This window comes from Pseudoalteromonas porphyrae, assembly GCF_001298125.1.
In the GTDB taxonomy this organism is placed as follows: domain Bacteria; phylum Pseudomonadota; class Gammaproteobacteria; order Enterobacterales; family Alteromonadaceae; genus Pseudoalteromonas; species Pseudoalteromonas neustonica.
Map to the genome: position 1 here is coordinate 1 of NZ_LHPH01000013.1, position 15,527 is coordinate 15,527.

Annotated in this window: 15 protein-coding genes; 6 read left to right on the top strand and 9 right to left on the bottom strand. The window is 37.7% G+C overall.

All coding sequences use genetic code 11. The features are described from left to right. The coding region (locus tag ADS77_RS11975) for a reverse transcriptase domain-containing protein (protein ID WP_268794904.1) at positions 1-799 on the bottom strand (799 nt) is incomplete at its 3' end. 731 nt (positions 800-1,530) lie between these two features. On the opposite strand from ADS77_RS11975, the gene ADS77_RS11980 reads away from it, so the two are divergent. After that, entirely contained in the window at positions 1,531-1,902 is a 372-nt protein-coding gene (locus ADS77_RS11980; RefSeq protein ID WP_054203732.1) for a hypothetical protein, read from the top strand. Positions 1,903-2,281: 379 nt separating this feature from the next. After that, positions 2,282-2,833, top strand: a complete 552-nt coding sequence (locus ADS77_RS11985) for a PIN domain-containing protein (protein ID WP_054454621.1) — start codon at positions 2,282-2,284, stop codon at positions 2,831-2,833. 437 nt (positions 2,834-3,270) lie between these two features. Here the strand turns inward: ADS77_RS11985 and ADS77_RS11995 are convergent, their stop codons facing one another. Continuing rightward, on the bottom strand, positions 3,271-4,293 hold the full coding sequence (locus tag ADS77_RS11995) for a lytic transglycosylase domain-containing protein (protein ID WP_410054816.1): 1,023 nt from the start codon (positions 4,291-4,293) through the stop codon (positions 3,271-3,273). Between the two features lie 7 nt (positions 4,294-4,300). Continuing rightward, positions 4,301-4,582 (bottom strand): YcgL domain-containing protein, encoded by a 282-nt coding sequence (locus ADS77_RS12000; protein ID WP_054203736.1) that lies wholly within the window; start codon positions 4,580-4,582, stop codon positions 4,301-4,303. Between the two features lie 155 nt (positions 4,583-4,737). On the opposite strand from ADS77_RS12000, the gene minC reads away from it, so the two are divergent. Genes minC through minE form a run of 3 tightly spaced genes read left to right on the top strand, consistent with a single transcriptional unit; the run spans position 4,738 to position 6,522 of the window. Further along, positions 4,738-5,442, top strand: coding sequence for a septum site-determining protein MinC (gene minC, locus ADS77_RS12005; RefSeq protein ID WP_054203737.1), 705 nt, complete (start codon positions 4,738-4,740; stop codon positions 5,440-5,442). A gap of 5 nt (positions 5,443-5,447) precedes the next feature. Next, entirely contained in the window at positions 5,448-6,257 is an 810-nt protein-coding gene (minD, locus tag ADS77_RS12010; protein ID WP_054203738.1) for a septum site-determining protein MinD, read from the top strand. A 1-nt stretch (position 6,258) separates the two neighbouring features. Next, positions 6,259-6,522, top strand: a complete 264-nt coding sequence (gene minE / locus ADS77_RS12015) for a cell division topological specificity factor MinE (protein WP_054203739.1) — start codon at positions 6,259-6,261, stop codon at positions 6,520-6,522. A 572-nt stretch (positions 6,523-7,094) separates the two neighbouring features. Here minE and rnd read toward each other — a convergent pair. The 3 genes from rnd to ADS77_RS12030 form a co-directional block, all read right to left on the bottom strand. After that, the gene (rnd, locus tag ADS77_RS12020; RefSeq protein ID WP_054454622.1) at positions 7,095-8,225 is read right to left on the bottom strand and encodes a ribonuclease D; all 1,131 of its coding nucleotides are present in this window, start codon (positions 8,223-8,225) and stop codon (positions 7,095-7,097) included. Between the two features lie 49 nt (positions 8,226-8,274). Next, positions 8,275-9,927 (bottom strand): long-chain-fatty-acid--CoA ligase FadD, encoded by a 1,653-nt coding sequence (fadD, locus tag ADS77_RS12025; protein WP_054454626.1) that lies wholly within the window; start codon positions 9,925-9,927, stop codon positions 8,275-8,277. Between the two features lie 120 nt (positions 9,928-10,047). Further along, the gene (locus ADS77_RS12030; RefSeq protein WP_054454730.1) at positions 10,048-10,899 is read right to left on the bottom strand and encodes an alpha/beta fold hydrolase; all 852 of its coding nucleotides are present in this window, start codon (positions 10,897-10,899) and stop codon (positions 10,048-10,050) included. A gap of 100 nt (positions 10,900-10,999) precedes the next feature. Between ADS77_RS12030 and ADS77_RS12035 the strand changes: the two genes are divergently transcribed. Next, positions 11,000-12,289 (top strand): alkaline phosphatase, encoded by a 1,290-nt coding sequence (locus ADS77_RS12035; RefSeq protein ID WP_054203742.1) that lies wholly within the window; start codon positions 11,000-11,002, stop codon positions 12,287-12,289. 3 nt (positions 12,290-12,292) lie between these two features. Here ADS77_RS12035 and ADS77_RS12040 read toward each other — a convergent pair whose 3' ends face one another. From ADS77_RS12040 to tsaB, 3 genes are all read right to left on the bottom strand, one after another. Beyond that, positions 12,293-14,317, bottom strand: coding sequence for an EAL domain-containing protein (locus ADS77_RS12040; RefSeq protein WP_054454628.1), 2,025 nt, complete (start codon positions 14,315-14,317; stop codon positions 12,293-12,295). Positions 14,318-14,411: 94 nt separating this feature from the next. Next, entirely contained in the window at positions 14,412-14,744 is a 333-nt protein-coding gene (locus ADS77_RS12045) for a hypothetical protein (protein WP_054454633.1), read from the bottom strand. A 59-nt stretch (positions 14,745-14,803) separates the two neighbouring features. Further along, positions 14,804-15,514, bottom strand: coding sequence for a tRNA (adenosine(37)-N6)-threonylcarbamoyltransferase complex dimerization subunit type 1 TsaB (gene tsaB, locus ADS77_RS12050; RefSeq protein WP_082355677.1), 711 nt, complete (start codon positions 15,512-15,514; stop codon positions 14,804-14,806). Between the last annotated feature and the right edge of the window lie 13 nt (positions 15,515-15,527).

The following is a 15,527-nucleotide window of genomic DNA, read 5'->3' on the forward strand; positions in this document are numbered from 1 at the left end:
CGCTTTTCGTTTTTACTAAAATGATTATGTCATCAGCGTAACGTGCAAACTTAAGGCGTTTGTAGGTTAGCTTCTTATCTAATTCATCGAGTAAAATATTGGAAAGTAAAGGGGATAATGGCCCACCTTGAGGGACGCCTTTGGTTGACTCAAACCACAGACCTGTTTCGCGCTCTGCTACTCCCGCTCGKARGTATTTACCRAGTAGGCGCATGAGTGCTTTGTCTTTKATTTTACGRCCAACACGATTCATCAGCATGTCRTGGTCTACTTCATCAAAGAACTTAGACAAGTCGATATCAACCGCTGTTTTATAACCTTGTTTAACACAAGATTGAACATGGTTCACTGCTTGACTGGCTCTTTTATGAGGGCGATAACCATAACTATGTGGTGAAAATTGAGGCTCAAAATAAGGGCTAATTACTTGAGCAATGGCTTGTTGGATCACTCTGTCGATAACAGCAGGGATCCCAAGCATTCGCTCACCGCCATCAGGTTTGGGTATCATCACGCGTTTGACTGGCAAGGGTTGATAAGTGCCGTTAAGTAATTGTTGTTCAATACCTAACCAATGTAACTTAGCGAAGTGATTAAACTCTTCAATATTCATATTATCAATACCCGCAGCCCCTTTATTGCGCTTAACATGTTGCCATGCTACGCCAATATTGTGGTTGCTTAGTACTCTTGTCATCAGGTCATGATCTGTTTGGTTATATTCATTCGAGGTATTATTCACAGCAGAACGCTGTTCATCACTATCACAACACGGTGATCTATGTGAATTCAAGTTCATTTGTAGTGTCTCCTCTGGTTAAGATGTTCAGGCCTTCACCGTGTCCCCTCCATTACGATGGGCGTTTGGCTACTCGGCAACTGCTCCTGCGTTGCTCTACCTTCTGCATCCATGCAGTCGTATGCCGTCTGCTGACTTCTGACTTCTGATAAGTCACTCTAGCGAGCGGCTTCCTCCAGACTATCTCTCGCGATTTAGCCCTTGCCATTTGCGAGTGTCTATCGTTTAATAACAGTGTGTTATTTAAACGGTGATCTTCCTACAGAGGACTTTCACCTCATAAGTTAATGCCCATGCCGGGCGTACACAAGGCGTTTAAACGCTACAAAAACAGTGGGTTACGTTTCGCTTCGCTACACATTTCAACCCACTATTTTAGTCCGCTTAACGCGGCGTTGTGGCTGTAGAATTACTCTTTTTTTAGAAAAACAGCTTGTTTTATGGGTTCCAAATTGCATTACCTAATGCTTTAAAAACGCTTAGAGTTAATTACAGGAGCTCGTTTTTTAATTGAATTTGGCTGTTAGAGTTATTCTACAGCCTCGTTGTGGCTGTATAATTACTCTTTTTTAAGAAAAACAGCCAGTTTTTTGGGTCCTAAATGCATTGCCTAGTGCTTTAAAAGCGCTTAGAGTTAATTATAGGAGCTCGTTTTTTAATTGAATTTGGCTGTTAGAGTAATTCTACAGCCTCGTTAGGTTTAAACCATACATCGGAGTTCTGTGTTAATTATGGAAGCAGTAAAAGAAGAAAACATCGAAGTAGACTCAGTTAACGAAAATAAAGAGAAGAATCAAACTCTCACTACAGAGCTCCACTTTGAACTACTAAAACAGTATGCGTGGCTTTCATCTGCCGTAATTGGTGCAATTATTGTTCTTGTACAATTAAAGGCTGTTGAAATGGGGAACAATATTTATATTACTTTGGGGCTTTTAGGTTTATCTATTTTCGTTTCTATTGTCGGGCAAGACCATATTGTTGATTCATTACTCAAGGGAAAAGATATATATAGAATTTCAAAAATTTTAAAATTAATTAGAGCGGTTTCAATGGGCTGCTTAGGCGTAGCGGCTGGCTATTTTACAGCTACTGCACTTTAAACCTAATCGGGTAAGCCGGAGGTCTCTAATCTCCAGCCCCCACACCACCCATCATGCGCTTTTTATTAACAGGAAGCGCAATGGGCGGTTCATCTCCCGTAATGAATATTGATCCAAATATCTTTCAATGACACTAAACCTTGTGAAGCTAAGTACTCATTGCCTAGTGCAATGTTAATTCTTTTTTTGAGCTCTTACCCACTCAAATACCTGTAACACCTTCCAAAATACCAATTAAAACAACACCAAGTCTTCTTTTTATATTTCACATTAAACTCAGTTATCGATTGAATCAAAATAGCAACTCGGCTATGGTTAATGCATCAATAAAAAACAAATTAAGCTACAAGCTCATTAGTATTCAAGGAGCATTAATCACATGAAGTGGGCATTTATAGATTACGAAAATATTGGTTGTCTAAGCAAAGTCAATTTATCTATCTACGAAAAAGTCATTGTTTTTGTTGGTGCTAAACAGCCAAAACTTGATTTTGGTGATAAAAAATACGAGTCACCGGTCAATATTGTTCTTATTCAAATTAAAGCTATACAATCTAATAACTTAGATTTTCACTTGTCTTATTACTTAGGTAAATATACACAAGAAGCAGCACCTAACGTGAGCTTTGAAGTTATAACCAATGACAATGGTTTTACCCCATTAATTTCTCATATTAAATCGAACGGTCGCTGTTGTAAGCAAATTAAAATAGTTAACTCTTCAAATGAAATAACTAAGTTAATCCATAGCCTTAAATCCAAACCTAAAGAAAAACGGCCGCAAAAAGTGTCTAGTTTAAAAAATCATATAGCATCTCATATGCATGTTAAAGGTAACGAAGTAGCAATTCAAAACCACCTAAATCATCTTGTTAAGATGAATGTACTCTTAATATCTGAAAGTGGGTTGCAATACAAATGTCAAAGTTAAAAACTTTTATGGGAAAGCTTGGTCTAATATTATTAGTATTGGTAACTGTATTTTACCTTACAGTTATTATTATCTCTAAAAGCCAATTTCCATTAGCTTTATTTTGGTTACTAATCTGTTTAGGTGTTATTTGTTTTGCGATACTCGGCAAATTTTACTTTTATCATTCGAAGCAAATAAATCACCGTAAATAAATTAAAGCCAAAAAGAACAATGAAAGGCTTGTTAATACTGAGCAAAGATGCAGACTGATAGGGTCTTTTTTCGTTGGGTTTCGTTGCACTCTACCCAACCTACGTAGCCAAATTTAACACCGAGCTTACAACTTAAAGCTTATATATTCTTTATAAACAAAAGCGCGAGATATACTCGCGCTTTCTAAAAACACCCTAGAACCTAGTTACCTAGAACCTAGTAACCTATCACTCAATAACTCACTAAATCGCTGGATACCCAATGCGATCAGATAAATAGCCAACGCTGGTGGCGAAGTAGTATGAACGGTTCCAATGCATCAGTGCTTTGTAGTTGTCATAGGCAAGATACATACGACCGCCCATGTCATCAGGCATAACTAGCGCCGCGGTTACATCTACATTTGGCAAGTCAGTGCCGTCCATTTTACGTAAACCAAGTGCTTGCCAATCAGCCAATGAACGCTCAGAATCAGCCCAATATTCAAGCCACTGTTTACGCGTTCGTGTTCCTCGTTTTAATATATAATTTTTATCAAAGCCTTCTGGTAATTTAACTTGGCGGCCCCACGTTAAATCGTCATTCCAACCGGCTTGTTTTAAGTAATTAGCGATTGAAGCAAATGCATCTGCTTGGGTTGTCCAAATATCTTTGCGGCCATCATTGTCATAATCTACGGCGTAGGCATTAAACGATGTTGGCATAAACTGTGTTTGCCCCATAGCGCCTGCCCAAGACCCTTTAAATTTATCTAAAGTGATATGCCCTTCTTTTAGAATATCTAGCGCTGCCCAAAGTTGATTTTTATACATGGTTTCACGGCGGCCATCAAAGGCGAGTGTGACAACAGATGAAATAACACCGTGCCCACCTTGAATTTTACCAAAGTTACTTTCAAGTCCCCATAACGCTACTATGAATCGCGCTTGCACGCCAAACTCGGCTGCAACTTGTTCTAGCAGCTCTTTGTTTTGTGCATATAACTTACGGGCTCGGTCGATTTTCCATTGTGGAACGCGTTTGGGTAAATAGCCTTCCAGAGTTTCTTTTACTTCTGGCTGGCTTTTATCTGCCGAAATAACCTTTTTTTTGAACTTTGCAGTCGCAAAGGCTTGTTCAATTAACGTGTTGTCATACCCTTTTTGCGCCGCTTCCTGCTTTAGATTGGCAACATATTCATCAAATTTAGCCTGTGTATTGGCGAGTACAGATGTGCTAGTTGTACAAATAAAAGCACTACATAAAATAGCAGACAAATTTTTCATTACTTTTTTAGTCACTATCAGCTCCATTTTGCTTTCTAAGTTCAGCTAATAAGTTTGCTTCAGGTGGTGGAAGCTGAAGATAAAAGCCTTTATCAGACAATGCTTCTTTCACTAAATTAAGATCGGCTCCACCTAAATGCTCACGTTTTGCTAAATTAATAATCATTACGTAATGTGGTTGACCAAACATAGCCATTAAAGGTTCCGGAACCTTACTAAAATCATCTCTTTTTTCTACATAGAGGAAGGTATCCGCTTTTTTCTTACTTTTATATACCGCAGTTAGCATTATGACCCTATAAAATCTTGCTTAACAGTGCCGCACACTATAACATGAGACTAATAATAAGTTAGAATAATTAGATCGGAAATTTCAATTAAGGGCCTATTCAGCCTAGGTTTATCTAATATTAATTTCTGATTCAACAATTCAAATGAGCGTGTATGTCGGACCAAATTTTTGAGCTAAAAGGGAATCTTTTTACCTTATCAGTATTACATCTTTATAGTACTGATATAACCCTTTTAGCAGAACAACTGTATATAAAAATAGCCCAAGCCCCTCGCTTTTTTGAAGGGGCACCTATTGTTGTGAACTTAATTGAAATAAAAAACAGTACGCTTGATTTTGTACATTTAAAATCGCTAATCGAACGCATGCATTTTAATGCGGTTGGTGTATGTAATGGCTCTGATGAGCAACATGCGCAAGCTAAGTTAGCAGGCCTTTCTGTTTTAAATTATTCACAAGACGTTAAGAGTGAACCTGTTATACAAGAAGCGAATACTTCAATTGTTGAAAAAACAGTTCACTTACCGGCACAAGTAATTCACGGCACTGTTCGTTCTGGCCAGCAAGTTTATGCCAAAGATCGCGATTTAATCGTGATTGGTGCCGTTAGCCATGGTGCAGAAGTGATTGCTGACGGTAATGTGCACATTTATGGCGCATTACGCGGACGTGCTATTGCCGGTGCACAAGGTGATAATGAAGCGCGAATATTTTGTCAAAAGCTAGAAGCAGAGCTTGTTTCAATTAATGGCAACTATTGGATTAGCGACTCTCTACAAGGCGAACACTGGGGTAGTGCTGCACAAATCCAGCAAAAAAATGAATCATTAGAAATTTCAGCTTTGGTTAAAGGATAAATCTTATGGCAAAAGTTATTGTCGTTACATCGGGTAAAGGTGGTGTAGGTAAAACTACGTCAAGTGCTGCAATTGGCACAGGTTTAGCCCTTAAAGGGTATAAAACAGTTATTATTGATTTTGATATTGGTTTACGTAACCTTGATTTAATCATGGGCTGTGAGCGTCGCGTAGTTTATGATTTTGTAAACGTAATTAATGGTGAAGCTAAATTAAACCAAGCGTTAATAAAAGATAAGCGTGTAGATAAGTTGTTTTTACTTCCGGCATCTCAAACGCGAGATAAAGATGCACTAACGCGTGACGGTGTTGAGCGTGTTTTAAATGAGTTAAAGAAAGACTTCGATTATATTGTTTGTGATTCTCCGGCGGGCATTGAAGCCGGTGCGATGATGGCGATGTACTTTGCTGATGAAGCAATTGTTACAACGAACCCTGAAGTATCATCAGTACGCGATTCAGATCGCATTTTAGGTATTTTGCATAGCAAATCTAAACGCGCTGAAGAAGGGTTAGAAAACATAAAAGAACATTTATTACTGACTCGTTATAATCCAGAGCGTGTATTAAAAGGCGAAATGCTTTCTGTAGAAGATGTACAAGATATTCTGTCTATTGAACTTTTAGGTGTAATCCCTGAATCACAAGCCGTATTAAGTGCATCAAACTCTGGCCAACCTGTCATTTTGGACACTGAATCAGATGCAGGCCAAGCTTATGCTGATGCCATTGATCGCCTACTCGGTGAAACAGTCGATTTTCGTTTCTTAGATGTAGAAAAGAAAGGGTTATTTAAACGGATATTTGGAGGTTAATGTGTCACTACTTGACTACTTCCGCTCAGAAAAGAAAAACACAGCGTCATTAGCAAAAGAGCGATTGCAGATCATTGTCGCACACGAACGTTCACAACGTGGTACGCCTGATTATTTACCACAGTTGAAGCAGGATATACTTGATGTAATACGTAAGTACGTCAACATTAATTCTGATGCTGTACAGGTACAGTTTGATCAAAATGAAGATGATTTAGCCGTTTTAGAGCTAAATGTCACGTTGCCTGACGAAGAAAAAAAGTAATAAACTGCGGGTGCTATTTAGCATCCGCTTACCTACTTAAGTAAGAGTATACCTACATACTGCGCCTAATGACATAAGTTAAGTACCTTTTTTGGGATCAATTTAAAGTTGTGCTTTTACTTTCAAGTGCCATATGAAAGATTGAAAATGGTTTACCCATAGCGTCAAGTGACGAACGCGAAATAATATTAAATCCACAATGCTGGTTAAAACGAACAGCCTGTGCATTTTGTTCGTTTACATCAACTTTATTTGCATCCAGTTGCGTAATGGCACAGTTTAAAAGTGTTTCCCCCCTTGCCTCGCGCCGAGTTTAAGATAAATAGCATTGCAATTTTTGAATCATAAACACAAATAAAACAATAACCTCACCAACAGCATTTTTCCATTTCTTTATGTAGCCGCAGGGAAACCTTGTTCTATCATTATTGGCCTAAAAGGCATTCAGTAGCAGGATTGGTTAAATAAATCGCTTCGACCAAGCGGTGCAATTTCCATAAATCAAGTAAACTGGCTGTGTATAACAACCAGATACTCGTGTTAAAGCCTGTTGTTCAGCTTTTATAAACTCGTTAAACATCCCATTCTTTTAGCGCGTCTTTTATATAGTTATAACGCCATGATCTTAGTAAATCTGGTTTTGGTGTTGTTTTACGTGTCTCACTGTCTAGCTTCCAATTCCAACTGATTAATTGATTGATTTGCTTTTTTGAAGCAAACACATCTTCCGGAATGGCCTGTTTTTTAGCCACAGCCGTAATTTTTTGCTTAATGTCTTTAGCTACTTTCTTATAATCAGGGAAATCGATTAAACGGCGCAAAGTTGGCGGGTGATCCTGTATTTCAACTCGTTTAGCTTGTTCTAAACATTTTAAAATTTCAACCCCTGAGCGATTCACTTCACTGCTTTCAATGTCTGGAATATTTCGCATCGCATTTAAGCTTGTAGGTTTACGTTTTACAATCTCTACCAAATTATGTTCTTTTAAAACAAAGTTAAGCGCCAAGTTTTTGCGAATTGCTTTATTACGTCGCCATGCAGCAAGCTCTCGTAAAATCACTAAGTCAGCAGGTTTTAACTGCCACGCATTTTTAATATCTTTATACAAAAGTTCATCTGGAATTTGATAAGCTCGTTTTTGCGCTATCAACTCACTTTCTGCGATAACAATATCAAAAAAATTGGCATCGTTAATTTGCTTAATAATAATCTCAAAGCACGGGAGTAGATGAAATACATCTGCGGCAGCATAATCTAACTGGCTGTTTGTTAATGGTCGTTGTAACCAATTTGTGCGTGATTCACTTTTATCAATTTCAATATCAAGTAAATTTTTAACCATATGCGCAAACCCCATGCAATTACCATTTCCTAAAAGCTGGAGTGCAAATTGGGTATCAAATAATGGCGCAGGAACAAACCCCGCGTATTTTTGAAATACTTCAATATCTTCTGATGGTGAGTGCAGTACTTTTAATACTTTTGGATCTCGCAATATTTGCCAAAAATCAAATAGTGAAAGTTCTGCAAGTGGATCTATCAAAGCTAAATGTTCGCCATCATACACTTGGATCAGTGCGACTTCTGGATATAAAGTACGTCGACGCATAAACTCTGTATCAATTGCTAATATTGGTTTATTGCTAATTTGCTCTACAAACTCATTTAGTTGATTTTGTGTTTTGATCAGTTGGTATTGCACTTAAACTCCTACAATAAAAAAGCCGACTTATGTCGGCTTTTTTAGCTTGCTAATCTTTTAAGGCTCTTCTGAGGATTTTGCCAACATTTGTTTTTGGCAACTCATCCCTAAATTCTACGAGCTTAGGGACCTTATAATTAGTTAAATTATCACGACAGTGCTTTATTATATCTTTTTCAGTTAAAGATGGGTCTTTTTTAACAACAAAAACTTTAACTTGTTCACCACTGACATCGTGAGGGATACCAATTGCAGCAACTTCAAGCACGCCATCATGCATTGCAACAACTTCTTCTATCTCATTTGGATAAACATTAAAGCCAGAAACAATAATCATATCCTTCTTACGATCAACAATAAAAAAGAAACCATCATCATCGTAAGTTGCAATATCACCCGTTGCAAACCAACCATCTTGCAGGCATTCAGCTGTTGCATCAGGGCGATTATAATACCCTAACATTACTTGTGGGCCTTTAACCCATAACTCACCCGGTTCACCTTTGGCTGCTTCTTCACCATTATCTAACATTAGTTTAATGTCAGTATTTGGTGCAGGTAAACCAATAGAGCCATTATAAGAGCCTAAGTCATACGGACTAATAGTTACCAAAGGTGAACACTCAGTTAAACCATAACCTTCCATTAGCTTACTTTTAGTGACTGCCTGCCATTTTTCAGCAACGGGACGCTGAACGGCCATTCCGCCGCCAAGTGACATTTTTAAATGACTAAAATCTAAATCCGCAAAACCTGGAGTATTTAATAAACCATTAAATAAAGTATTTACACCTGTGATTGCTGTGAACTTATGTTGGCTTAATTCTTTTACAAACCCTTGCATATCTCGTGGGTTAGTGATTAATAAGTTTAAACCACCATACTTCATAAATGTTAAGCAATTGGCTGTTAATGCAAAAATATGGTACAGCGGCAATGCAGTCACAACCACTTCTGTACCACGGTTAAGCACTTTGTCTAAACAACCAGATACTTGCTCTAAATTACCAACCATGTTGCCATGAGTTAACATTGCGCCTTTAGAAACACCTGTAGTTCCACCTGTATATTGTAAAAATGCAATATCAGATAAACATATATCAGGCTTTTTATACGCGTTTTCGTTTGCAGTAAGTAAAGACTCAAACTTGATAGGGTTAGGTAATGAGTAACTTGGTACCATTTTCTTTATGCGCTTAACAACAAAGTTAACTACATGTTTTTTCAAGCCTCCAACCATATCGCCTACTTGTGTGACAACAATATGTTTTACTTTTGTATGTGGTAATGCTTTTTCAAGCGTGTCAGCAAAATTTGCGAGTATAAAAATAGCTGATGTTTGTGAATCATTCAACTGATGTTCAAGCTCACGCACTGTATACAGAGGGTTTACATTAACCACCACACATCCAGCACGTAAAATGCCCAATATTGAAACTGGTGTTTGCAATAAGTTTGGCATCATAACAGCGACTTTGTCGCCTTTTTTCAGCCCAAGATCATTTTGAATATAAGAAGCGACACGTTTAGTTGCACTATCTATTTCATCATAACTGAGCGTTTTACCCATGTTAGTAAAAGCAGGCAGATCTTTGTAATCAGTGAAGCTCTTTTCAAACACTTCTAACAACGAGTTGTAGTGTTCAGGATCGATTGTTTCAGGCATACCCTCTGGGTAGCGCTTAAGCCAGATTTTTTCCACTCTTAGCTCCTGTTCTATTTATAATTTATTTTTATTAAACCTTAAACTAACTAAGGCAACTTCACAATTGAGCAAATACTCTAATGGGTAAATAATCCCACATTTGGCGCAAAGATACAATTAGCATGCACCATTTTGCAGCATAAACCCCTGAATTTGCTGTAAACACTTAACTGGATTTTGCATATGACAGTGATGTCCTCCTTCGAGTTCAGTTACTGTTAGGTCTTTGTAATATCTACTATAATCATTTATGTTATCACGTACAAATGGGTACCCTACAGTGCCTAATATTAACTGACACGGCACATTTATTTCATTTATAATGGCTATGCATTGTTGCTCATCAAATCTAAAACCTGAATGATTTTTGAGCTTAGGGTCGGTAGTAAGTACCCATTTACCACCACTTTGGGCGATATTTCGATCCATTAATAATGCGATTAAATCAATTGGTAAATCACTCATTAATGCCCGAGCTTGATAAATCGTTTGCTTTGACTCGTAGCTTCTAGGGGCTTTTTTGTTGGTTCGGCGTCTATTTAAAATTGCTTGACGTAATTGCTGCACAACATCATTACTGGGCGTTGTGATCACGCCAAATCCTTCTATCATAGTGACCGATTTTACCTTTTCGGCAAAACAGCTGGCAAATAGCCCCGCAGCCATCGCTCCCATCGAATGCCCCACTAAATGCACTTTTTTATCAGTGATTTTGGTAATGAAATTATAAATATCATCTATATAATCTACAAAATAGTAATGCGCATCGCCACTTCGCCAATCTGAGTGACCATGCCCAGGAAAATCAAGGCAGTACCATTTACCTTCTAACTGAGTGTTTTTTAACATTGGTATAAAACTATGGCAATTATCCAGCCACCCATGTAATCCAATAACAATTTCATCACCTTCGCCAAAGGTTAGGCCATGTAACGCTAAAGTGCCACTTTGAATTAAAAAAGGCTGCAAAGGATCGTTCCTCATTTTTTTGGCTTTGTTTACCGTAAAAGACATTTAATTATCATACATTGTGTATACAATAACACCACAAAATATATGGGATCCTAAAATGATAAAACAAATAAGCCTATTGGCATTAGCGTGCTCTAGCTATGCATACGCAGAGCAGACTCCAAAGAACATTATTTATATGATTGGTGATGGAATGGGCCCTGCTTATACCACTGCTTACCGCTACTTCAAAGATGACCCAGCGACCAAAGAAATTGAAAGCACGGTCTTTGACACTATATTAACAGGAATGGCGCATACATACCCTGATGATCATACGTATGTAACTGACAGTGCTGCAAGCGCTACAGCCCTTAGTAGCGGCCATAAAAGCTATAATGGGGCTATAGCAGTAGACACTGATAAAAAGCCTGTTAAAACAATGCTTGAAATAGCAAAAGAACGCGGGATGATCACTGCACTTGTTGCCACATCGCAAATTAATCATGCAACTCCGGCAAGTTTTGCATCACACAATGAATCGCGTCGCAACTATAATGAAATTGCTAATGATTACATCGATAATAAAATTGCAGGAAAGTTACCTGTCGATTTAATGCTAGGCGGTGGTACTGCATATTATATTCGTGACGATCGTAATTTGGTTGCTGAGTTTAAAGCGGCTGGTTACCAATATAGTGATGATTTTAATAGTTTAAAGCAAATTAATCAGATCCCTGCTATTGGCTTATTTGCCCCTAAAGGGATGCCATCAGCCCTTGATGAGAACCCAACTCGTTTAGCTAAAATGACCGACAAAGCCCTTAAACTACTTGATAAAAATAAAAAAGATGGCTTTTTTGTAATGATCGAAGGCAGTCAAATCGATTGGTGTGGTCATGCCAATGATATCGCATGTGCGATGGCCGAAATGGACGACTTTGCCAAATCAATCGAGCACGCTAAGGCGTATGTTGACAAGAACCCAGATACGTTACTTGTTATTACTGCAGATCATTCAACGGGAGGTTTAACTCTTGGAGCGCATGGTCAATACAAGTGGGAGGCTGAAGTTGTAAAAGGCGTTAAAGCTACAGCGACTAAATTAACCAAGTTAATGTTAGAAGCTGATGACTTAAAAGCAATTTGGACAGCAAATACAACGATTGAGTACACCAGTGAAAATCAAGTTAAGCTTGAGCAAGCAAAGAAAATGGGAAGTAAAACACTCAACCTTGCTATAAAAGATATTATTAGTAAAGCAAGCTTTACTGGCTGGACAACCGGCGGCCATACCGCAATCGATGTTCAAGTTTTTGCTTACGGGCCAAGTTCTACACAATTTGTAGGGTCGCAAAACAACACCGACATAGCAAACAAACTAATTAACTTTATCCAGAAAAAATAATGGCTATCTATGATGTTGTTTTTTGAGTAATTCAACAGCAACATTATAAGGTAACGCTTTATTATATAAAAAGCCCTGTGCACATTGTATATGGGCTTTTTTTACAACATCTTCGTGTAACTTACTCTCTACCCCCTCAGCAACTATTTTAAAGCCCAGCTCATCGCATATCTTAGCTAAATGCTGATAAAGTACGGCTGATTTAATATTGCCATCGATTGGTAATAAACTACGATCCAGTTTTATCGTATTGATATTAAGCTTAGATAAAACAGATAAACAAGAATACCCAGTACCAAAATCATCCATTGCACATTGAATATTATGCTTATTTAAATATTTAACTAATTCAATTGTTGATTCAAAATCTTCAATATAACTTGACTCTAAAATCTCGACTTCAACCTGATTTGGGAATCGAGAGAAAGCTTTAACTACACGTTTATAGCCATCAGCAAGCAAATTTTGTGGCGATATATTAAAGCTAATTTTTGGATGAAAACCCTGTCGCGCAAAATTGTCTAAATCAACTTCTAATTGATCAATAACAAAGCTATCAATTACATGCATTAGTTTATGCTGCTCAAGTGTAGCCAAAAACCAAGGGCCCATTACTTCGCCATCATTTTTTATTAAACGTAATAATGCTTCAAAACCAACAATCTGCTGACTTAAGGGATCCATTTTTGGCTGATAATACAATGCCAATGCGCCACTATTGAGTGCATCAGTGACTGTTTTAAGACTATATTGTTCAATATGCTGTTCGGAATGTGATTTCGCAAAGCTTTCTTCCGCTTTATCTTCAATAACATGACCTGCGCTGTAGCGTTTTACAAGCATATCTAGCGCTTTACCTGTGATGTTGTGACGTTGGTTTGCAAGTACAAAGGGATAATAAATGGCTACATTTAAAGCGATTAACACTAATTGCAGAGCAATGCCTGTCCAACTATGGGTGATCATCCACCCACTCAATAAAACGGGTGTAAACCAAGGTATATTCTCACTGGCACTAAGCACAATAAGTCCATGATCTATCAATTGATATGCAATGAAACCATTAACAATAGGGGCAAGTAAAAACGGAATTAAAAAATAAGGGTTAAATACAATAGGTAATGCATAAATCATTACCTCACTTATATTAAACACAGCCAATGGCGCTGAAATACGAGCGATGCTGCGTTCATGCTCTGCATTTTTAAGTAAATAACAGGCAATTATTAATCCCCATAAGCACCCTGTCCCACCTAGTAACACAAAAATAGAGAAGAAGTTATAACTCGACAGGCCTTCAAGAACTTGATAATCAGTGTACGCAGCTGGCGCTAAAATATGATAGGTATTATCCCCATGAACACCAAAAAACCATAGCATATGAGCCGTAATCATTTGGAAACTAACTTTATCAAACACACTTGCATCTTGGTGATAATTCATAAGGAATGCGAGTATTTTATTGCCAAAATCACTTATGAAGGGAATACAAATTAACGTTATCAAACTTGTTAGCAAGTAAGGAAATATTAGGTTTAAATGCTTTCTTAAGAATAAGCTTATAGTGCTTATACCTACTAACTTGAGTGCATTTATTGACGCAAAATAATGCAGTATGTAACAACAAAATATCGGCATTAAAATAGAGTAAAGAACCCCACCTTTACTATCTATATGTATCCCTGCTTCATTTACTATGATGTATCCTGTACTTGCAGCAAAACACACCATCACCAGCACAGGGCTTGCAATTGAGTGTAGTTTTAGATTTTTTGATAAATAATAGCTAAATGACAAGAGTGTTATTAATGGAAATAACGCCCAAACCAAAGTATTGAACGTATTTAAAAATTCATGACTTCCCCCTTTATCCGCAATATCAAACCATTGATTGAGTAATGTGATCACTGAAGCAACAATGAAAAAAGGAATAAGAGCGATATAACTTTCACGCAATGAAAGGATCAATGTGTTTGAAGATAGCTTCACAGCACTTTGATTAAATTGATTAAATATCTTAGCCAGCAAAACGGTTTATTCTTTTTATTTTTTTTCTACAATACCGAATTAAGGGAAATATACAAGTGATAATATTGCATGGGAAAAATTATAAATTCAGTATTTAAGCATAAATATCAACACCAATGAGGCTTTGCACCTCGGCGCGACGATCTAAATTTGCAAATTCAGTATAAGTAGAAATTGCTCTGCTCACTTTTGGTGAAGGTTGATCATAAATTGTTTGTGTATATTGGGTTTGAGTATTATTGGTATGTAAAGACAGCTTAGCGGCAAGGTCAACACCTGCGGGGCTTGACTTAACAAACTCAGCAGGTTTTTGATTGGCAATGGCATTACTTAACGTATCAGTAGATACATTAGGCACATTTTTTTTAGGGATAATTCTACCGGGAATATCCCCCGTATAAAAACCAGAACCAATCGGTAAAGCCATAATAGATACTCTTTTAAACTATCAGGTTAATTATGAGCCAAAATATACATTGTTGCAACTTACTCGCGACCGGGTAGCTTTTTCCATGTAACAGTGTCACGAACATACTTAGGTTGAGCTTGTGCTGGCGACACGGTGTGCTGATTTGCGAATGCATAATCAATATGTGCGACCATAAACCCTGCATCAGGTAGTGTAATAGCGTTATTGATTGTTATATTTGTATAATTATCAAGGGCGTTAGGGTATGTTTTCCAGCCTGTTCCTACTGCTGTGCCTTCTGGATTGTCCAGTATTAGTGCATCTGGTTTCAGCACTTGCTCTTCACCTTGTAACACCATTAGACTCTCATCATTTAGCATATAATGAGCAAAATAAATCTCTCCCATGCGTGCATCTATCGCGCAATAGACAGACTTATCACCCGTTTGCTGATGTGTCTGCTGTGCCATCATTTGTAATGTGGACACCCCTACTAATGGCAACTTACACGCATACGCTAAACCTTGTGCTATGGCGACACTAATTCGAACGCCAGTAAAGCTACCAGGGCCTTGACCAAAACCAATGACATCTAAGTCATTTAAACGGCAATTTGCTTTACTAAGTAACTCATCAACTAAAGGGAGTATTTTTTGACTATGCTGTTGCGGACACTCTTCAAAGTGATGAAATGTTTGGCCGTTGTAATTAAGCACTAAAGATAATGCTTCTGTAGATGCATCTAAAGCTAAGAAGTTGATTGGTGTAGCATTCATTTGGTTACTCATGGAATGTATTTCT